This is a genomic window from Streptomyces sp. NPDC058000 (genome assembly GCF_042886435.1).
Taxonomy (GTDB): Bacteria; Actinomycetota; Actinomycetes; order Streptomycetales; family Streptomycetaceae; genus Streptomyces.
Genome location: NZ_JBHVQS010000002.1, coordinates 214,960 through 233,299, shown reverse-complemented (window position 1 = coordinate 233,299; position 18,340 = coordinate 214,960). Strand labels below are relative to the sequence as shown.

At 73.3% G+C, this 18,340-nt stretch carries 20 protein-coding genes; 16 read left to right on the top strand and 4 right to left on the bottom strand.

The window, feature by feature from the left end:
- Positions 1–99: 99 nt before the first annotated feature.
- On the bottom strand, positions 100–474 hold the full coding sequence (locus ACFVT2_RS03855) for a VOC family protein (RefSeq protein WP_390012235.1): 375 nt from the start codon (positions 472–474) through the stop codon (positions 100–102).
- 112 nt (positions 475–586) lie between these two features.
- Between ACFVT2_RS03855 and ACFVT2_RS03850 the strand changes: the two genes are divergently transcribed.
- Positions 587–1,225 (top strand): TetR/AcrR family transcriptional regulator, encoded by a 639-nt coding sequence (locus tag ACFVT2_RS03850; RefSeq protein WP_390011723.1) that lies wholly within the window; start codon positions 587–589, stop codon positions 1,223–1,225.
- Between the two features lie 204 nt (positions 1,226–1,429).
- On the top strand, positions 1,430–2,197 hold the full coding sequence (locus tag ACFVT2_RS03845) for an SDR family NAD(P)-dependent oxidoreductase (protein ID WP_390011720.1): 768 nt from the start codon (positions 1,430–1,432) through the stop codon (positions 2,195–2,197).
- Positions 2,198–2,267: 70 nt separating this feature from the next.
- Here the strand turns inward: ACFVT2_RS03845 and ACFVT2_RS03840 are convergent, their stop codons facing one another.
- Positions 2,268–2,981 (bottom strand): DUF305 domain-containing protein, encoded by a 714-nt coding sequence (locus ACFVT2_RS03840; RefSeq protein ID WP_390011718.1) that lies wholly within the window; start codon positions 2,979–2,981, stop codon positions 2,268–2,270.
- An 89-nt stretch (positions 2,982–3,070) separates the two neighbouring features.
- Entirely contained in the window at positions 3,071–3,607 is a 537-nt protein-coding gene (locus ACFVT2_RS03835; RefSeq protein ID WP_390011715.1) for a hypothetical protein, read from the bottom strand.
- A gap of 234 nt (positions 3,608–3,841) precedes the next feature.
- On the opposite strand from ACFVT2_RS03835, the gene ACFVT2_RS03830 reads away from it, so the two are divergent.
- The 11 genes from ACFVT2_RS03830 to ACFVT2_RS03780 all read left to right on the top strand — a co-directional run bounded on the left by ACFVT2_RS03830 (position 3,842) and on the right by ACFVT2_RS03780 (position 13,751).
- Positions 3,842–5,296, top strand: coding sequence for an MFS transporter (locus ACFVT2_RS03830; protein WP_390011712.1), 1,455 nt, complete (start codon positions 3,842–3,844; stop codon positions 5,294–5,296).
- Between the two features lie 221 nt (positions 5,297–5,517).
- Positions 5,518–6,822: a trans-sulfuration enzyme family protein gene (locus ACFVT2_RS03825; protein ID WP_390011710.1), complete on the top strand. Its 1,305-nt coding sequence runs from the start codon at positions 5,518–5,520 to the stop codon at positions 6,820–6,822.
- A gap of 97 nt (positions 6,823–6,919) precedes the next feature.
- Positions 6,920–7,432: a MaoC family dehydratase gene (locus ACFVT2_RS03820; protein ID WP_390011708.1), complete on the top strand. Its 513-nt coding sequence runs from the start codon at positions 6,920–6,922 to the stop codon at positions 7,430–7,432.
- Between the two features lie 60 nt (positions 7,433–7,492).
- Positions 7,493–8,332 carry a class I SAM-dependent methyltransferase gene (locus ACFVT2_RS03815; RefSeq protein WP_390011705.1) on the top strand — a complete coding sequence of 280 codons (840 nt, stop codon included), beginning with the start codon at positions 7,493–7,495 and terminating at the stop codon, positions 8,330–8,332.
- Positions 8,329–9,372, top strand: coding sequence for a class I SAM-dependent methyltransferase (locus tag ACFVT2_RS03810; RefSeq protein ID WP_390011702.1), 1,044 nt, complete (start codon positions 8,329–8,331; stop codon positions 9,370–9,372). The genes ACFVT2_RS03815 and ACFVT2_RS03810 overlap by 4 nt, the downstream gene beginning before the upstream one ends.
- Positions 9,373–9,419: 47 nt before the next feature.
- A complete protein-coding gene (locus ACFVT2_RS03805; protein WP_390011699.1) occupies positions 9,420–10,310 on the top strand; it encodes a diiron oxygenase in 891 nt (296 codons plus the stop codon).
- A gap of 32 nt (positions 10,311–10,342) precedes the next feature.
- A complete protein-coding gene (locus ACFVT2_RS03800) occupies positions 10,343–11,218 on the top strand; it encodes a hypothetical protein (RefSeq protein WP_390011696.1) in 876 nt (291 codons plus the stop codon).
- Position 11,219: 1 nt separating this feature from the next.
- A complete protein-coding gene (locus ACFVT2_RS03795) occupies positions 11,220–11,729 on the top strand; it encodes a holo-ACP synthase (protein ID WP_390011694.1) in 510 nt (169 codons plus the stop codon).
- Positions 11,726–11,980, top strand: a complete 255-nt coding sequence (locus ACFVT2_RS03790) for an acyl carrier protein (protein WP_390011692.1) — start codon at positions 11,726–11,728, stop codon at positions 11,978–11,980. Before ACFVT2_RS03795 ends, ACFVT2_RS03790 begins: the two co-directional genes overlap by 4 nt.
- 83 nt (positions 11,981–12,063) lie before the next feature.
- The gene (locus tag ACFVT2_RS03785) at positions 12,064–13,047 is read left to right on the top strand and encodes a PfkB family carbohydrate kinase (RefSeq protein ID WP_390011690.1); all 984 of its coding nucleotides are present in this window, start codon (positions 12,064–12,066) and stop codon (positions 13,045–13,047) included.
- Positions 13,044–13,751: a maleylpyruvate isomerase family mycothiol-dependent enzyme gene (locus tag ACFVT2_RS03780; RefSeq protein WP_390011688.1), complete on the top strand. Its 708-nt coding sequence runs from the start codon at positions 13,044–13,046 to the stop codon at positions 13,749–13,751. Before ACFVT2_RS03785 ends, ACFVT2_RS03780 begins: the two co-directional genes overlap by 4 nt.
- Positions 13,752–13,767: 16 nt before the next feature.
- Here ACFVT2_RS03780 and ACFVT2_RS03775 read toward each other — a convergent pair whose 3' ends face one another.
- Positions 13,768–14,505, bottom strand: a complete 738-nt coding sequence (locus tag ACFVT2_RS03775) for a PIG-L deacetylase family protein (protein WP_390011685.1) — start codon at positions 14,503–14,505, stop codon at positions 13,768–13,770.
- A 169-nt stretch (positions 14,506–14,674) separates the two neighbouring features.
- On the opposite strand from ACFVT2_RS03775, the gene asnB reads away from it, so the two are divergent.
- From asnB to ACFVT2_RS03760, 3 genes are all read left to right on the top strand, one after another.
- The gene (gene asnB, locus ACFVT2_RS03770) at positions 14,675–16,459 is read left to right on the top strand and encodes an asparagine synthase (glutamine-hydrolyzing) (protein ID WP_390011682.1); all 1,785 of its coding nucleotides are present in this window, start codon (positions 14,675–14,677) and stop codon (positions 16,457–16,459) included.
- Entirely contained in the window at positions 16,456–17,409 is a 954-nt protein-coding gene (locus ACFVT2_RS03765; protein WP_390011679.1) for a PrpF domain-containing protein, read from the top strand. Before asnB ends, ACFVT2_RS03765 begins: the two co-directional genes overlap by 4 nt.
- A gap of 143 nt (positions 17,410–17,552) precedes the next feature.
- Positions 17,553–18,290 carry an SDR family NAD(P)-dependent oxidoreductase gene (locus ACFVT2_RS03760; RefSeq protein WP_390011676.1) on the top strand — a complete coding sequence of 246 codons (738 nt, stop codon included), beginning with the start codon at positions 17,553–17,555 and terminating at the stop codon, positions 18,288–18,290.
- Positions 18,291–18,340 lie beyond the last annotated feature (50 nt).

Below are 18,340 nucleotides of genomic sequence, written 5' to 3'. Positions count from 1 at the left end.
CGCGGGTGGCGATGCCCGCCGGGCGAGCGCCCGGCGCACCGCCCGTTCCTCTGCCCCCTTCTCCTCTGCCCCCTTTCTCCTCCGCCCTCGGTTGTGCCCTCAGGTCCACTCGACGAGTTGCAGCACCACGCCGTTGGGGTCGGTGACCTGGAACAGTCGCTCGCCCCAGGGCTCTTCGCGCAGCGGCATGGTGATCGGTACGCCCGTCCGGCGCAGGCGCTCCTCGTGTTCCACGAGGTCGGTGACCGTGAAGGCGAGGATCAGGCCCCCGGCTCGCTGGTCGCGCTGCTCCGTGGGCAGTACCTCGATGCCGCGCCGCAACAGCACGATGTCGACGGCCGCATCGTCCCGGGTCAGTTTGGCGAAGCCGTCCGCGGCCGCGGCCTGGGCGTAGCCGAAGTGTGCGGTCAGGAAGTCGCGGGAGGCGGCCACGTCGTCGACGGTCAGCGAGACGGTGGAGGCGGTGATGTTGATGGGAGCTCCTCGGGATGGGACGGGAACGTCAAAGAAAGTAGTACGGGGGTAAATTTAGATCGGGGGCATGAAGGGGTCAAGAAGTTTTTTATGTCGGGGGTAAAGTTGCCGCATGGATATCGAGCCCCCCTTGGGTCTCCGTGAGACCAAGAAGCAGGAGACCAGGCAGCTGATCTCCGATCACGCCACCCGTCTCTTCCAGCGGCAGGGCTTCGAGGCGACGACGATCGCCGAGATCGCCGCCGCTGCCCGCGTCGCGAAGAAGACCGTCACCAACTACTTCGCGCGCAAGGAGGATCTGGCGCTCGATCACCACGAGGAGTTCGTCGCGAGCCTCGCCCGTGCCGTCGACTCCCGGGAGCCGGGGGAGTCCGCGCTCGCCGCGCTGCGCCGCGCCTTCGTCGCCGCCCTGCGGGAGCGCGACCCCGTCGCGGGGTTCGCCGGGCCGGTCTTCGCCCGGATGATCACCGACAGCCCGACCCTCACCGCCCGGCTGCGCGAACTGCACGACCAGCGGGAACGAGCCCTGGCCGAGGCGCTCGCCGGGGCTACCGGCGCATCGGCGGACGATATCGTCCCCCGTGCCGCCGCCGCCCAACTCGCCGCCGCGCAGCGCCTGTTGTTCGTCCGCATCCAGGAACTCACCCTGGCCGGCCATCGCGACGCCCGGATCGCCAAGACCCTCGACGCCGAGGCCGGGCGGGTCTTCGATCAACTCGAACCGGCCCTGGGGCGGTTCGCGGTCCGCTAGGGCCGGCCCGGTGGATTGGGATCGGGGTCGGAGGGGTCCCGGGTCGTGATCCCTTGGGTGGGGCGGGGTTCGGGCGGGCCCGGATGTCGCGTCGCCGGTTCCGGCCGCCTCGATTATGTACTGACCGATCCATTACCGTGATAGCGTTTGGTATCGATCGGTACAAAACGTGGATCGCGTGTGGACGGGGAGTGGGGAGTCGAGATGGTCGCGGAGGTAACGGTGGGCGGGGCGTTGGCGGGCAAGGTCGCGTTGGTGACCGGTGGTTCGCGGGGGATCGGGGCGGCGGTCGCCCGTGCGCTGGCCGCCGAGGGGGCCGCGGTGGCGATCAGTTACGCGGCGTCCGGCGGTCGGGCCGAGGACATGGTGGCCGAGCTGGAGCGGGCCGGTGTCCGGGCCGCCGCCTACCGCGCCGACCAGGCCGACCGACAGCAGGTCGCGGACCTGGTGGCGGCCGTGGCGGCCGACTTCGGGCGGTTGGACGTCCTGGTGAACAACGCGGGGGTGTCCGTGAACGGCGCGGTGGATGACGTCGCGGGGGATCTCGCGGCGTTCGACCGGCAGTTGGCGGTCAACGTGGCGGGCGTCGCCACGGCCATCCGGGCCGCGGCCGGCGTCCTGGGGGAGGGCGGGCGGATCATCACCGTCGGGTCGACCCTGGCCGCCCGCGCCGGGTTCTCGGGCGTCGCCGACTACGCGGCGACCAAGGCCGCGATCGTCGGCTACAGCAAGGGCGCGGCCCGGGACCTGGCACCCCGGGGCATCACCGTCAATGTGGTGCAGCCCGGCAGCGTGGCCACCGACATGAACCCGCCGGAGGGTGCCTTCGCGGACATGCAGCGCGCGGCCAACCCCATGGGCCGGTTCGGCCGCCCGGAGGAGATCGCGGCGGGCGTGGTCTTCCTCGCGAGCCCGGGGGCGTCGTTCGTCACCGGTACCGTCCTGGACATCGACGGCGGATACCTGGCCTGAGCGCCGGGCGGCCGCTGCGGCCGCCGCGGCCCGGGGGTGACGGGCCGCGGCGGCCGGTTGGGGCGGGGGATCAGAGCCGGGCGAGGAGCTTGTTCATCTCGGCGACCTCGGCGGCCTGGGTGCGGACGACGTCGTCGGCGAGCTTCTTGGCCGCGGCGTTCCTGCCGTGCTGCTGCTCGTCCTTGGCCATGTCGATCGCGCCCTTGTGGTGGGCGATCATCATCGACGCGAACTTCCGGTCGAAGTCCCGGCCCTTGGCGGCCTTGAGCTCCTTCATGTCCTTGTCGGACATCATCCCGGACATGCCGGACCCGTGGCCCGTGGAGCCGTGGTCCATGGAGCCGGAGCCGTGGTCCATGCCGGGCATGGTGTCGGCGGACTCGGGCTTGCCCCACGCCTTGAGCCAGGACCGCATCCGCTGGATCTCGGGGTCCTGGGCCTGCTTGATCGCCGCGACCAGCTTCTTGATCTCCGGGTCGGCGGCGCGGCCGTCGGCGAGCCGGGCCATCTCCAGGGCTTGCTGGTGGTGCGGGATCATCGCCTGGGCGAACTTCACGTCCGTGTCGCCCACCGGGCCCGGTGCGGGGTTGCTCCCGGTGGTGCCGGCCGTGGCCGACGGCTTGCCGCCGTGGTCGGCGCCGTTCTTGTGGTCGCCTCCGGTGCTCCCGCCGCAGGCGGCGAGGGACAGGGCCGCGGCGGCGGCGAGGCCGGTGAGGGCGAGGCGGCGGGCCCCCGGGCGGGCGGTCCGGCGGGCAGGCTGGGCGATGCGCTGATGCGCGGTCATGTCGATACCTCGTGCGGTCGGTTCGGTGGATGTCTCGGGCGAACGCGGGAGTGTGCGGGCAGCGCGGGGCGCCCGCGGTGGCGTTCGGCCTAGATCCGCAGGATCGACAGGTGGGCGAGGTCGGGGGGCCGCGGCGGGGGGTTGGGGCGCAGCAGGGCCAGGGTGCCGGCGCGCAACGGGACCAGCCAGTCGGCCCGGCGGCGCAGCGCCCCGTACAGGAGACCGGCCAGGGCCCAGCTCCCGAGGACGGCCAGGCACAGGGGCGTCATGTCCATTCCCGTGCCGGGCGGATGGGAGGACGGCTTGCCGCCGTGGTGTGCGGAGGCGTGCTCGGGGGCTGCGGTCGGCTCGGTCGGCCCGGTCGTCATGGCTGTCATGGCCGTGCCGTGGTCCGGGGCCGGGTGCGCGCGGGTGACGGCCCCGTGGGCCGCGGTCCCCATCGGCGTACCCGGGGCGTCGGAGTGGCCGACGGGATGGCCGAGTGTGTGCATCGCAAAGACGCCCAGGGCGAGCACGGCGACCAGCAGCAGGTGCCCCCAGGCACCGGCCGCCCGCATCCGCCGGCTCGTTCGCATGTCCTCGACCTCCCGGACCCGAGGGTAGGGCAGGGGGCGTTCGGTGCGCATCGTGCCCCCTGTCTCTCTGTTGTCCCGTCGTCCTGTCTTCCCGTCTCTCTGTCCCGCTGCCTCGCTGTCTCCCCGTCCCCCTGTCGAGGGGGTGGCTCCGGTGTCCGGCCGCTGGTGCACGCCCTCCTTGCGGGCGGGCTTCGCGGACTCTCTTCCCTCCCATACCCCCTGGGGGTATGTTAGATTGCGCCGCGCAGGTACCCCCTGGGGGTATCCAAGGGAAGGGGTAGAGGAATGTCAACCGTCAATCCGAGGCGCTGGTGGGCGCTTGCCGTGCTCGCCGCCGCCCAGTTCATGGTCATCATGGACACCTCGATCATCGGGGTCGCACTCCCCGAGATGCAGCAGGATCTGGGCTTCTCGCAGGGCGGGTTGCAGTGGGTCTTCAACGCCTACGTCATCGCCTTCGGCGGTCTGCTGCTGCTCGGCGGACGCCTCTCCGATCTGCTGGGGGCGCGCAAGGTCTTCTCCGCCGGCTGGGTCGTGCTGATCGCCGGATCGGTGGTGGCGGCGGCCGCGTCCACCGCGTGGGTGGAGGTCGTCGGCCGCGCCGTGCAGGGCATCGGCGGTGCACTGATCGCGCCCGCCGCGATGACGCTGCTGATGATGCTCTTCGGGCACGACCCCAAGGAACTCGGCAAGGCGATGGCGCTGTACGGCGCCGCGGCCCCGGCCGGCGGTACCGCCGGGGTGTTCCTCGGCGGGGTCTTCACCCAGTGGTTGAGCTGGCCGTGGGTGTTCATCATCTACATCCCGATCGGCGTCGTCACGCTGGCCGCGACCAAGCTGCTGCCGGCCGTGGCGTCCCGCCGCGGTGGCGTGGACGTGCTCGGGGCGGTCTCCGTCACCGCCGGTCTCGCGCTCGCGGTGTACGCCGTGGTCCGGGCCCCGGAGGTCGGTTGGGGTGCCTCGCAGACCGTGCTGGAACTGGCCGGCGCGGTGCTTCTGCTGGCGCTGTTCCTGGTGCTCCAGCGCGGTATCCGGGAGCCGTTGATGTCGCTGGGCATCTGGCGGGTGCCCCGACTGGGCTCGGCCAACCTGGGCATGGCGCTGCTGGGCGCGGCCTGGATCCCGATGTGGTACTTCCTCAACCTCTACCTCCAACAGGTGTTGGGGTACGGCGCGTTCGCCTCGGGGGCGGCGCTGCTTCCGATGACCGTGCTGCTGATGATCTTCATGACCGCCATTACGGCGAGGCTGCTGGCCAAGGTCGGGGCCAAGCCGCTGATCGGCGGCGGGCTGCTGGTCCTGGCGGCCGGTCTGGTGTGGTTGTCGGCCGTCGAGCCGACCGGCACCTTCGTGGTCGATGTGCTGCCCGCTTCGCTGGTCGCCGCGCTGGGCATGTCGCTCGCCTACATCCCGGCCATGATGGCGGCGATGTCCGGGGCGCCGCAGGAGCAGGCGGGCCTGGCGTCCGGCATCGTCAACACCACGTACCAGGTCGGTTCGGCCCTCGGGCTGGCCGCGCTGACCGCGCTCGCCACCTCCCGGGGAGCCGGGACGCTCGGCGATCTCCCGGCCCTCACCCGGGGGTTCAGCGCGGCCTTCCTCGGTGCCGCGGGCATCGCGGCGGTGGGCGGGCTGATCACCCTGCTGGTCATGCGCGGAGAGAAGGCCGCCGCTGCGGCCGCCGCCCGGCAGGCGCCGGACACCGCCACCGTCGCACCGGGGCAACAGGTCGGCGTGTAGCCGGTGGGCCGCCCCGCAGCCGAGCGGCGCGCGGTGCCGTACCCGTGCACACCGCGGCGGTTCCGTCCGCCGCCGAAAGGCCGCCCGATGTCGTACCCCGGCATCGGGCGGCCTTCGCCGTGTGTGCGCGGCGGAACGGCGACGGGCCGGCGAACGGCGACGGGCAGGGGGCTCGGGCGCACCACACACCATCACCGCCACCAAAAAAGGGGAGTTGAGTCATGGAGACGGAGACAGAGACAGAGATGGAGGCGGAGGCGGAGACGGAGCGGGATGCCGGTGGGGACGCCGGGGCGACCGCCGGTCGGCGGCGCGCCGGAGGTGCCGCGTTGGACATCCGGACCAGGGCGGTGCATGTCAGTAGCGCGCCGCCGGGGGAGGGGGGCAGCCGGCCGCTCAGTGTGCCGTTGGTCCAGTCGTCGGCGTTCGCCTTCGACTCGGCGGACGCGCTGGCGGAGGCGATGGCCGGACCTGACGGGCCGTACGTCTACAGCCGGCGCGGCAATCCGACCGTACGGGCGTTGGAGCGGACCCTGGCCGGGCTCGAAGGCGGTGTGTCGGCGCTGGCGTTCGCGTCCGGTATGGGTGCCATCAGCGGGGTGCTGTTGGCGCTGCTGAGGCCCGGTGACCACGTCGTGGCGCAGCGGTGCCTGTACGGCGGGACGTATGCGGTGCTGTCCGACCTCGCGGCCCGGTACGGCATCGCCGTCGACTACGTGGACGGGGCGGACGAGGCGGAGTTCGCCGCACTGGTCCGTCCCACGACGCGGGTGCTGTTCCTGGAGACCATCGGCAATCCGGTCGGCCAGGTGCCCGACCTGCCGGGGCTGCTGGCCGCGGCGCGGGCGCACGGGGTGCTCGGCGTGGTCGACAACTCGCTGGCCTCGCCGGTGCTCTGCCGCCCGATCGAGCACGGCGCCGACATCGTGGTGCACTCCACGACCAAGTACCTCGCCGGGCACTCGGACGTCCTGGGCGGGGTGGCCGTCTTCGCCGACGACCGGCTGCGGCACGAGATCTGGCCCCGCACGGTCGAGTTCGGGGCCACCGCGGACCCGTTCGCGGCCTGGCTGACGCTGCGCGGGCTGCCGACGCTGCCGCTGCGGATCGCGCAGCACTGTGCGAACGCCGCCGCCCTCGCGGGGCGGCTGGCGGCACACCCGGCGGTGGCCGCCGTCCACTGGCCCTGGCTGCCGGGGCATCCGTCCTGCGACCGGGCCCGGGCGCTGCTGTCCGGTGGGGGCGGCATGGTCGCGTTCGACCTGGCCGGGGGCCGGGCGGCCGGTCGGGCGTTCGTCGCGCGGGTGCGGCTGGCCCGGCTGGCGCTGTCGTTGGGCGGTGTGGAGACGCTGGTGACCCACCCGGCCTCCACCTCCCACCGGGAGCTGGACGAGGAGGCGTTGGCGGCGGCCTGTATCGGCCCGGGGACGGTGCGGCTGTCGGTCGGTATCGAGGACGCGGAAGACCTGTGGGCGGACCTCGCGCAGGCGTTGTCCGAGGTCAACTCCGTTCGGTCAACTCAGTAGTGAGCATTCGTTAGATTTGGCTAGACAAAATAAACGGCTGATTCGTATATTGGAGGTGGCTCAGAGAACACACTCTTCAGCTCAAGGGGGGCGCGCCATGCGCTACTTCGAGGACTTCCGCGCCGGGGACGTACACGACCTCGGGACCGTCACCGTCACCGAGGACGAGGTGCTGGAGTTCGCCCGGCGCTTCGACCCGCAGCCGTTCCACACCGACCCGCAACGCGCCGAACAGTCGACCTTCGGCGGCCTGATCGCCAGCGGCTTCCACACCTCGGCGCTCTTCATGCGGCGCTACGTCGACGGACTGCTCGCCTACAGCGCCGGCGCCGGCTCGCCCGGCATCGACGAGGTCCGCTACCACCGGCCGGTCCGGCCCGGCGACGTCCTCACCGCCCGGATCGAGATCCTCGGCGCACGCCCGTCCCTGGGCAACCCCGCCACCGGCATCGTCCAGCCCCGCTGCGAGCTGGTGGCCCCGGACGGGACGGTCGTGTTCAGCATGATCCTGCACAGCATCTTCCGGCGGCGTCCCGCCGACACCTCCGGCCGCATCCCCGTGTCGATGCCCGCGGCCGAGGACCCGGTCCCCTGTGCCCGGACCCGCTGAACCCGGCCGTCCCCCACACCCGACCCACGTCCCATCCGCCCGATGTGAAGGGGGCCTTCCGTGGAGGCCGTATCCCGCACCGCACAGTGGACCGCCGCCGCGCGGGCACTGGAGACCGAACGCGACGACCGACTGTTCGCCGACCCGTACGCCCGCACCGTCGCCGACACCATCGGCTTCACGCTGCTGGAGCGCTACGCCGGCGCCGGCACGGTGCCGTTCCTCGCCATCCGCACCACCTACCTCGACCGGGCCATCACCCGCGCCGTCACCGAACGCGCGCTGCGCCAGGTGGTGTTCCTCGCCGCCGGCATGGACACCCGCTTCCACCGCCTGGACTGGCCGGACGGCGTCACCGTCTACGAACTCGACCGGCCCGCACTGCTGGACGCCAAGGCCGAGCTGCTGGCCGACGAACCGGACCCGGCCGGACGCCGGCGGCACACCGTCGCCGTCGACCTCACCGGGGACTGGACCGGACCGCTGAAGGAGGCCGGCTGGCGCGCGGAGGAACCCACCCTGTGGGTCGTCGAGGGCCTGCTGTTCTTCCTGCCCGAGACCGCGGTCCGCGGACTGCTCGCCACCCTGGCCGGGCTGAGCGGCCCCGGCTCGGTCCTGCTCGGCGACGTCATCAGCCGCGCCGCGCTGGAGAACCCGCTGTCCCGGCCGTTCCTGACGGCTCTCGCGGACGACGGCAACCCCTGGCTGTTCGGCACCGAGGACCCCGAGCAACTGCTCACCGAGTGCGGCTGGGCGGTCCGCGAGGTACGGCAACCAGGGGAGGAGGGCGCCGACTTCGGCCGCTGGCCCTACCCCGTCCCGCCCCGCGACGTCCCCCGCCTCCCGAGGTCCTTCCTGTTCACCTGCGACCTGCCGGCCGGCGAGGAGGACCCGTCATGACCACCGCCGCCGACTTCCACCAGCGGATCATCGACGACGCGGCGGCCGCCGTCCGCGGCCTGTCCGTCTCCCTCGGGCAGCGGCTCGGCCTCTACCGCGCGCTCGCCGACCACGGCCCGCTCACCCCCACCCAACTCGCCGACCGCACCGGGATCCACCCCCGGTACGCCGAGGAGTGGCTGCACGCCCAGCTCAGCGCCACCTACGTCGACCGCGGGCCGGACGGCGCCTACACCCTGCCCGACGCCCACCGGCCCGTCCTCGCCGACCCCACCGCCGCCACCTACGCGGCCGGCTTCTTCACCGCCCTCAAAGCGCTCTACGCCACCGAGGACCTGCTCGCCGACGCCTACCGCACCGGCGACGGCGTCGGCTGGGCCGAGCACGACCCGGCCCTGGACACCGGCATGGGCAGCTTCTTCGAACCGACCTACCAGCACCGACTGATCCCCGACTGGCTGCCGTCGCTGCACGGCACCGCGGAGAAACTGGCCGCCGGCGGCACCGTCGCCGACGTCGGCTGCGGGGTGGGCCACACCACCCTGCTGATCGCCGAAGCCTTCCCGCACGCCACCGTGCACGGCTTCGACTACTCGGAGGAGGCGATCACCCTCGCCCGGCAGCTCGCCGAGGACGCCGGCCTCGCCGATCGGGTCGTCTTCGACGTGGCCGGCGCCGACGACTACCCCGGCACCGGCTACGACCTGGTCACCTTCTTCAACTGCCTGCACGACATGGGCGATCCGCTCGCCGCCGCCCAACACGTCCGCAAGTCCCTGGACGCCGACGGCACCTGGATGCTCGTCGAATCCAACGTCGCACCCGACGACGTGACCGCCGGCACCCCCGCCGCCCGGATGTTCATGGCGCTCTCCGCGGTGATGTGCCTGCCGGTCGCCCTCGCCCAGCGCGGCCCGCAGGCGCTCGGCAACCACTCCGGCGAGCAGGCGTTCCGGGCCCTCGCCGCCGAGGCCGGTTTCAGCCGCTGGCGGCGCGCCGCCGAGACCCCGGTCAACGCGGTGTACGAGGTCCGGCCCTGACGGCCGACCGCCGCCCGCACGACCCGCGCACCCACCGAGGAGGAACGATGGCCGGCTCCGCCCTGCCCACCAGCGACCGCTTCCTGGAGGTCCTCGCCAGGCTCAGCGAGAAATCCGTCGAGGACTACTACAACCCCTACCAGCAGTTCGACTGGCCCGAGCGGCTCGACGAGGACCGCCTGTGGATGAGCCCCGAACTGCTCACCGTCCACGGCACCCGGCACGCCGACGAACTCGGCGAGGACACCCTCCGCCGGCTCTCGAAGTGGGAGTCGGTGAGCTTCTACAGCCTCAACGTGCACGGCATCCGCGAGCTGCTGATCGAGGTCGTCGGACGCATCCACACGCCCGGCTTCGAGGTGCCGTCGGACTTCTTCCACCACTTCATCGGCGAGGAGAACGAACACATGTGGTTCTTCGCCGAGTTCTGCCGCCGCTACGGCGGCAAGATCTACGGATCGACCGCGCTGCGCGCAGACTCCGCCTGGGAGCCCGAGGCCGAGAACTTCCTGGTCTTCGCCCGCATCCTGTTCTTCGAGGAGCTGGTCGACCACTACAACACCAAAATGGCGCAGGACGCCACGCTCTGCGACACCATCCGCCAGGTCAACCGCCTCCACCACCAGGACGAGTCCCGCCACATCGCCTTCGGCCGGGAACTCGTCGCCCTGCTCCACACCCGGATGCGCCAGGCCCTCCGCGCCGAACGGCTCGCCGAGGTCGAGGCGTACCTCAAGCGCTACGTCGTCTTCAGCGTCAACTCCCTTTACAACCCGCACGTCTACCGCGACGCCGGCATCGCCGACCCGCTCGGGCTGCGCAACGCCCTGCTCGCCGACGAAGGACGCCGGGAGCACGAGCGCCGGGCCATCCGCAAGCCGCTCGGCTTCTTCCTCAAGACCGGCATCTTCTCCGACGCCACGCTGCCCGCCCTCTGACAACCCCGCTACCCACCACTGCGAGGTGGACCGTGACCACAGCACCACCTGCCCAGCCGCAGACCGGCCTGCCGTCCCTCGGCCCCGAGGGCACCGCCCTGCTGCGTCTGCTCGACGACACCTTCGAGAGCTGGGGCGTGGCCGCCGGCGCCCGGCCGATGACCATGCCACCGCTGCTCCCGGCCGCCGATCTCGCCCGACTCGACTACTACGACAACTTCCCCCAACAGGCCGTCGTCGCCGCCCCGCTCAACCTGGCGCAGCGCGACACCTCGCCCTTCTGCCAGGACACCGGCTGCTTCCCCTGCCAGGCCCTCCAACCCGCCGAACTCGGCCTGCCCTCCGCCTCCTGTTACGCGGTCTACCTCGACCACCAGGGACAGCAGGTCCCGGAGCGCACCCTCGTCACCATCGTCGGCTGGTGCTTCCGCCAGGAGCAGCACTACGAAGGGCTGCGCCGCCAACTCGCCTTCCGCATGCGGGAGATCGTCGCGCTGGGCAGCCGCGACCACGCCGAGGCGCACCTGCACGCCTTCGCCGCCCGGATCGTCGCGTTCGCCGAGGCCCTGGACCTGCCGCTGCGCAAGGAGGCCGCCTGCGACCCGTTCTACGACAAGGGCAACACCAAGGCCCTGCTCCAGCGCCTCTCGCCCGTCAAGCACGAATTCCTCTACGAGGACCTGGCCATCGCCTCGGTCAACACCCACCGGAACTTCTTCGGCGACCGCTGCGGCATCACCCTCGCCGGCTTCGGCGGCCCGGCCTTCACCAGCTGCGTGGCCTTCGGCCTGGAGCGCTGGCTGTCCGCGCTGACCCGCCGGCACGGCAGCTGGGACGCGGCCACCGCGGCGGTCGAACGCGCCCGCGCCGCGGTGCCCACCGCCCCGGCCGGCGGGCCGGTGACCTGACGTGCCGGCCCGTCCGACCGCCCCACCGGCGGGCGGCCTGGGCTGGGCGCACCTCGGCATGGACATCGTGTCCGTCACCCGCGTCCGCAGACTCCGCTCCGAGTACGGCGAGGAGTTCTTCGGCCGGATGCTGGACCCCGGCGAACTGGACGACTGCCGCACCTCCGCCGGCCTCGACCTGCTCGGCCTCTGCGGCCGGATCGCCGCCAAGGAAGCGGCGTTCAAGACGCTGCGGGTCCGCGGTGTCCTGCTGCCCTGGCGGGACATCGTGGTGCGCCGCGCGGACGGCGGCTGGCCGCTGGTCCACCTCAGACGCCGGGCAGCCGAGTACGCCGCACAGGCCGGCATCGCCGAGATCACCGTGAGCATCAGCCACGACGTCGACTACGCGGTGGCCGTGGCCGCCCCGATCCTCGGCGACCCGGCCCCGCCCGCCGGGGGCGACCTCCCCGAGCGCACCTCTCCAGAACCCCTCTCCGGCACCACCGGCACCGTAAGGAGCACCCCATGAACACGCCCGTCAACTCCGGTATCCAGCAGGTCAAGGACTGGATCCTCAAGCGCCACCCGGACCGCGAGGACGTCCCCGGCGACCTGGACCTGATCGAGAACCGGCTGATCGACTCGCTCTCCTTCGTCGAGTTCGTCTTCCTGCTGGAGCAGCAGTGCGGGAAGTCCATCGAGATGGAGACGCTGGAGGTCGACGCCATCCGCACCCTCGACGCCATCGAGGCCAACTTCTTCCGCACGGAGGTGCGGTGAGATGAGCCGGCGGCTCTTCACCTCGGAATCCGTCCCCGAGCGACACCCCGACCCGGACCCGCGCACGGCCGTGGGGGCCTGACATGCGGATCGCCGTCACCGGCTCGATCGCCACCGACCACCTGATGACCTTCAACGGCTGCTTCCGCGACCAGCTGCTGACCGACCGGCTCGACCACGTCTCGCTCTCCTTCCTCGCCGACCGCCTCGACGTCCGTCGGGGCGGGGTGGCGGCCAACATCTCCTTCGGGCTGGGCCAGCTGGGGATCGGGCCGGTGCTGGTCGGGGCGGTCGGCGCGGACTTCGAGCCGTACCGCCTGTGGTTGAAGCGGCACGGCGTGGACACCGACTCGGTCCGGGTCAGCGAGCAGCTGCACACCGCCCGGTTCGTGTGCACCACGGACCGGATGCAGAACCAGATCGCCACCTTCTACGCCGGCGCCATGGTCGAGGCGCGCCAGATCGACCTCGGCGCGGTGGTGGAACGGGTGGGCCGGCTGGGGCTGGTGATGGTCTCGCCGGACGATCCGGACGCCATGGTGCGGCACACCCGCGCGTGCCGCACCCTCGGCGTCCCCTTCGCCGCCGACCCCTCCCAGCAGCTCGCGACCCTGGGCCGCGCCCAGGCCCGGGACCTGGTGGACGGTGCGCGCTGGCTGTTCACCAACGCCTACGAATCCGGTCTCCTGCTGGAACGGACCGGATGGGCCGAGGAGGAGGTGCTGCGCCGGGTCGGCTGCTGGGTCGTCACCCAGGGGGCGGACGGCGTCCGGCTCCTCGCCGCGGACCGGCCGCCGCGCACCGTGCCCGCGGTGGACGTGGTGGGCGTCGTCGACCCGACCGGGGTCGGCGACGCCTTCCGCGCCGGCTTCCTGGCCGGCCTGGCCTGGGGCGTTCCGGAGAAGTGCGCGGCCCAGCTCGGCTGCGTGCTCGCCGCGACCGCACTGGACTACGTCGGCACGCAGGAGTACCGCCTGTACCGGGAACCGCTGGTCGCCCAGATCCGCCGCACCTACGGGGTGGGCTGCATCGCCCATCTCGTCACCCACCTGCGGGGGCTGCGATGACGGGGCCTCCGCAGGCGACCGGCGGATGCGCCCAGGGCACCGGTCCGGAGCCGGCCCGCGACCCGGAACTGCCGGGACGGCTGTTGCGCACCGAGCGGGACGCCCTGCTGCCGCTGCTGCGGGCCACCCCGACCGACCGGTTCGCGCTCCGCACGGCCTGCCCTGGGTGGACCGTGCGGGACGTCCTGGCGCACTGCGGGGCGGCGCTGGTGCGGCTCGCCGAAGGGCGCACCGGGGACGGGGCGTTCCGGCCCGAGGCGAACGCCGCGGATGTCGCCGCGCGCACGAACTGGCCGCTGGGCCGGATCCTCGACGAGCTGGAACAGGGCTTCGGCGAGGCCGGCCCGGCGCTCGCCGCGGATCCGGACGGCAGGTGGGACACCGTCGCGCTGGGGGAGTGGGTGCACGCCGGCGACGTCCGCGCCGCGCTGGGCGTCCCCGGCGCGTACGGCGGTGCCGCGACCGCACTGGCGCTGCCGCTGCTCGCGGTGGCCAGCCGGCGTCGGGAAACCCCGCGCCTAAACGCCCAACTCGCTGATGGATACGGCCCGTTGATGTTGGGCAATCCGATTCCCGGCCGGCCGCCGGTGGACTTCCGGGGCGACACCCCGACCCTGATCCGGCTCTACTCCGGCCGCCCGCTCGTCGGCACCCGGTACGCGCTGACCGGCGGGACGGAGGCGGAGTTGTCGATCTACCGATGACGCCGTCCGCACCGGCTCACGCGGTGTCGACGATCTGGAAGGCTTCGGCGAGGCGGCCCGGCGGCAGGCCGCCCGCCCGCGCGTGCTCGGCGAGCCAGCCGCGCAGCAGGCCGGCCAGGTCGTCGAAGTGCGCGGTCTGCGAGGTGTGCAGGCGCAGCGCGTCCACCTTGCGGTCGAAGACCGCGGTGACATCGACGTACTGGTTGGGGGAGGGGCCGGTCATCAGCCACAGCTCGGGGACGGCCCAGGGCGTAAGGCCCTCGTCCCGGAGCAGTTGCGGGTGGGCGAAGGGGTTGCGGGCCTCGGGGTAGACGGCGCGCAGTGCGGCGTCGCCGACCGCCCGGTGGTCGGGGTGCAGGTCGGCGACCCGCTGCCAGTTGATCTCCGGGCTGGGGATGACGGCGCGCTGTGGCCGCACCTGGCGGATCACCCGGCACAGATCGCGGCGGAGCGCCGCGCTCGGCTCGACGGCGCCGTCCGGGTAGCCGAGGAAGCGGACGTCCTGCACCCCGCTCAGCTTCGCCGAGTGGACCTGTTCGGCGCGGCGCAGGTGCGTCATGGCCTGCCGCGGCAGAGTCGCGTCGTAGCCGCCCGCACCGCCGTCGGTGACGATGCAGTACGTCACCCGGGCGCCGTGGGAGATCCACTGCATCACGGTGCCGCTCACACAGAACTCGATGTCGTCCGGGTGCGCGGCCACGACCAGCAGGCTCTGGGGCGCGGTGCGGTCCGGGACGTCGGTGAAATCGCCCATGGGGCAAGCCTGTTGGGCGCGGCGCCGGGCGGCAAGGCGGAGCCGGTGGCGCGATCACGACATGACACTTACGCGCCAGACAGAAAATTGTTAGATTCAAATCATTGGTCAGGTCGGATGTGGCCCGGGTGTGCGGTCGGATCCGCGAGAGCAACCGGAGGCGACCGGTATGTGCAGGATCTTTGGCTCCTTCGCGGTCGGGGCGTCCGCCCCCGAACTCGCCGCGGTCTCCGCCCGACAGCGGCACGGCGGCCCGGACCAGCGCGGGGCACTGCGCGGACCGGGCTGGTCGCTCGGCTGCGACCGCCTGGCGGTCACCGACCCCGCCGGCGGCGCCCAGCCCTACCGCGACGCCCGACTCCCCGGAATCCTCGCGGTGTTCAACGGCGAGCTCTACCACCACGCCGCGCTGCGCCGCCGCCTGGCCGCCCGCGGCCACCGCTTCCCGGACGCCTGCGACGGCAGCCTGATCCCCGCCCTCTACGCCGAATACGGGCCCGACTTCGCCGCGCACCTGGACGGCATGTTCGCCATCGCCGTCCTCGACCTCCGCGCCCGCCCCCAACTGGTCCTCGCCGTCGACGAGTCGGGCATGAAACCGCTGCACCACCACCGGTCCCCGGACGGCGCGATCCGCTTCGCCTCCGAGCTCCCCGCCCTGCTCGCCTTCGACGGGGTCCCGGCCACCATCCGCGACGACGCCCTGGACACCGTGCTCGCCACCCGTACCCCGTTGGGCCCCCGGACCGCCCTGGCGGGGATCGACGTCCTGCCGCCCGGCACCACGGCGGTCGTCCGGGCCGGCGCCGCGCCGCGGCTGCACCGCCGGGAACCGCGCGCCACCGCCGCACCGGGGACGACGCTGGACGTGCTGCGCCACGAGGTGCGGCAACTGGCCCGCACCGACCGCCCGTTGTGCGCCGTCACCAGCGGCGGACTGGACTCCGGACTGGTGACCGCACTCGCCGCGGAGGCGGTCCGGGAGGCCGGCCGAGGCCCCCTGCACACCTTCCACCTGGCCTACCGGGGCCGCTGGCCGGCCGCCGAGGACGGCTACGCCAGGGCCGTCGCCCGCCGGGCCCGCACCGTCCACCACCACATCGCCGTCGACCCCGACGAGTTCGGCTCGCTGCTCACCCGCACCGTCCGCCACCTCGGCCAGCCCAACGCCGACCCCATCGGCCTGAGCACCTACGCCCTCTTCCGCGCCGTACGGGAGGCCGGCTTCACCGTGGCGCTCACCGGCGACGGCGCCGACGAACTGTTCGGCGGCTACGACCGGATCCGGGCCGCACTGGCCGCCCCGCCGGCCGCCGACTGGATCACGCCGTACACCGAGGCGCTCGCCGCCGCCCCCCGGGCCCTGCGCGACCGGCTCTACACCCCCGCCTACCGCGCCCGGCTCGCCGAGACCGGCACCGCCACCGACCGGATCGCCGAGGCGCTGCGGGCCGCCGGCCCCGACCGGCTCACCGCCCTCACCCGCTTCGAGACCCGGACCCGGCTGCCCGCCTACCACCTCCGCCGGGTCGACCACCTGAGCATGGCGTGGGCCGTCGAGGCCCGACTGCCGTTCTGCCAACCGGCGGTGGCCGCCCACGCCCGGAGCCTCCCGGCCGCCGCGCGCACCGGCAAACGCGCGCTGTACGCCGCCGGCCGGGACCTGCTCCCGCCGGCCGTGCTGCACCGCCCCAAGCAGCCGTTCACCCTGCCGGTCGCGGCGATGCTCACCCCCGGCGGCCCGCTGCTGGGGACGGTGCGCGACCTGCTCTCGCCGGCCCGGCTGCGCCGCGACGGCCGACTCCGCCCGGACCGCGTCCAGGAACTGATGACCCGTCAACTCGCCCGGCCGACCGAACCCACCGCCCTCGCCCTGTGGGCGCTGGCCGTCCACGAGCTGTGGACGGAGGTCGTCCGGGGCATGCGGACCCCGGCCGCCGCCCGCGCGGCGTGACCGCCGACCTCGTCCTGGCCGAGGGGGCACCCGGCCCGACCCTGGTGCTGCACCGCGACACCGTCCCGCCGGGCCGACTGGCCGCCCGCGCCGACCTGACCGCCGTCACGGACTGGCTGGCGCGCACCGGCCGCGGCCACATCCGCAAACTCGCCCTCTACGGACCACCCGCCGACCCGACCCGCCACGACCTCGACTACCGCTTCGTGCAGTGCCTCCCCGACGGCTTCGACTTCCGCGCCGGATGCGGACACTCCCTGCTCGCCTGCGTCGCGGCCGCGGGCGGGACCGGACCGGTGCGGGTGCGCGCGGTCACCACCGGGGACCCGGTGCGCTGCGAACCCGAGCCGGACGGCGCGTACACCGTGCGGCTGCTGCGCTCCGCCCCGTTCACCGGACTGCTGCCCACCGGGCGCCCGCTCGACCGGCTCTGCGGCGTCCGGGCCTCCCTCGTCCACTACGGCAACCCCTACGTCCTCGTCAGCGCCGCGGACCTCGGGGTGCCCACCGCCGCGGAGCTGCACACCGCCGGGGACGCGGTGCTGGCCAGGCTGCGGGCGATCCGGGCCGCCGCCGCCCGGCTGCTGGGGCTGCGCGCCGGCGGGGCGCTGCCCAAGGTCGCCGCGGTGGCCCCGCACGGCCCCGGGGCGCTGGCCGTCCGCGCGGTGACCGTACCGTCCTGGCACCCGGGCCTGGCGCTCACCGGCGCGCTGTGCCTGGCCGCGGCGGCCGCGGTACCCGGCACCCTGCCGGAGCTGCTGGCCGGGCCGGCCACCGGACCGCGACCGGCCGGCCGGCTGCTGCTGCGCCTGGTCACCCCCGGCGGCACCGTCACCGCCTCGGCGGCCGCGGACCACGGCCGACTGCGGGACGCCGGCGTGCACGGCAAACGCGTCCGCGTCCTGGAGCGCGGACTGCCGGTGCCGTGGCGCATCCACGTCACGGCGTGAACGCGCAGCCGCCTCCGCGCAGTTGGGGGCGGCACCCTCTGCCAGGCTGGACGCGCGGGCAACCCCCAACCGATGCCGCCGCGCTCCGCGCGGGCGGCGGGGCCCGCATCCCACCGTGTCCCGATCCGGGAGAGCCGACGACAATGTCATTCGAGAACCTGCGCGTCGTGGTCACCGGCGCGTCCCGCCGTTTCGGGCGCGCCCTCGCCGTCGGATTCGCCCACCTGGGGGCGGAGGTCTACGTCTCGGCGCGGACCGTCGAGGCGGCCGAACGCACCCGGGGCGAGGTACTGGGCGCGGCCCGGCAGCGGATCCACGCCTTCGGCTGCGATCTGAGCCGGCCGGCCGACATCCGGGAGTTCGCCCACCGGGTCGGCACCCACACCGACCGGGTGGACCTGCTGGTCAACAACGGGGCCCGCTGGCTCGACGGGATGGAGTTCGAGGCGGCCTCCGACGAGCAGATCGTCGAGACCATCGAATCGACCGCCGGCGGCACGGTGTTGATGGTCAAACACTTCCTGCCGCTGCTCCGTGCCTCGCCGCGGCCCGACATCATCAACATGGTCGCGGTATCCACCGCGCCCGGCCCCGGCACCGCCCCCGCGCACGAGGCGTTCTACGCGGCCAAGAGCGCACAGGCCGGGTTCGCCGACATCCTCGCGCGCCGGCTCGGCCCTTCCGGGGTCCGGGTCCTCTCCCTCTATCCGCCCGACTTCTCCACCTCGGACCCGCGCTCCGCGGAGTGGGAGGGCATGGCCAGCAACCCCGCGCACCAGGACGAGAAGCTCACCACCCAGGCGCTCTTCGAATGCATCGTCTACGCCGTGGAGCAGCCGCGCGACTGCTTCATCCGCTCCTTCCACTTCGAACCGCGCTAGGGCCTGTCCGCGCGGTCCGCCGCCGCGTCCCGCTCCACTCCTCGCGTCAA

Bases quoted from the DNA above. Each gene is read 5' to 3' on its own strand.
- ACFVT2_RS03850 (WP_390011723.1), top strand. From the start codon at position 587: ATGGATATCGAGCCCCCCTTGGGTCTCCGTGAGACCAAGAAGCAGGAG.
- ACFVT2_RS03845 (WP_390011720.1), top strand. From the start codon at position 1,430: ATGGTCGCGGAGGTAACGGTGGGCGGGGCGTTGGCGGGCAAGGTCGCG.
- ACFVT2_RS03840 (WP_390011718.1), bottom strand. From the start codon at position 2,981: ATGACCGCGCATCAGCGCATCGCCCAGCCTGCCCGCCGGACCGCCCGC.
- ACFVT2_RS03835 (WP_390011715.1), bottom strand. From the start codon at position 3,607: ATGCGCACCGAACGCCCCCTGCCCTACCCTCGGGTCCGGGAGGTCGAG.
- ACFVT2_RS03830 (WP_390011712.1), top strand. From the start codon at position 3,842: ATGTCAACCGTCAATCCGAGGCGCTGGTGGGCGCTTGCCGTGCTCGCC.
- ACFVT2_RS03825 (WP_390011710.1), top strand. From the start codon at position 5,518: ATGGAGACGGAGACAGAGACAGAGATGGAGGCGGAGGCGGAGACGGAG.
- ACFVT2_RS03820 (WP_390011708.1), top strand. From the start codon at position 6,920: ATGCGCTACTTCGAGGACTTCCGCGCCGGGGACGTACACGACCTCGGG.
- ACFVT2_RS03810 (WP_390011702.1), top strand. From the start codon at position 8,329: ATGACCACCGCCGCCGACTTCCACCAGCGGATCATCGACGACGCGGCG.
- ACFVT2_RS03805 (WP_390011699.1), top strand. From the start codon at position 9,420: ATGGCCGGCTCCGCCCTGCCCACCAGCGACCGCTTCCTGGAGGTCCTC.
- ACFVT2_RS03790 (WP_390011692.1), top strand. From the start codon at position 11,726: ATGAACACGCCCGTCAACTCCGGTATCCAGCAGGTCAAGGACTGGATC.
- ACFVT2_RS03785 (WP_390011690.1), top strand. From the start codon at position 12,064: ATGCGGATCGCCGTCACCGGCTCGATCGCCACCGACCACCTGATGACC.
- ACFVT2_RS03780 (WP_390011688.1), top strand. From the start codon at position 13,044: ATGACGGGGCCTCCGCAGGCGACCGGCGGATGCGCCCAGGGCACCGGT.
- ACFVT2_RS03775 (WP_390011685.1), bottom strand. From the start codon at position 14,505: ATGGGCGATTTCACCGACGTCCCGGACCGCACCGCGCCCCAGAGCCTG.
- asnB (WP_390011682.1), top strand. From the start codon at position 14,675: ATGTGCAGGATCTTTGGCTCCTTCGCGGTCGGGGCGTCCGCCCCCGAA.
- ACFVT2_RS03760 (WP_390011676.1), top strand. From the start codon at position 17,553: ATGTCATTCGAGAACCTGCGCGTCGTGGTCACCGGCGCGTCCCGCCGT.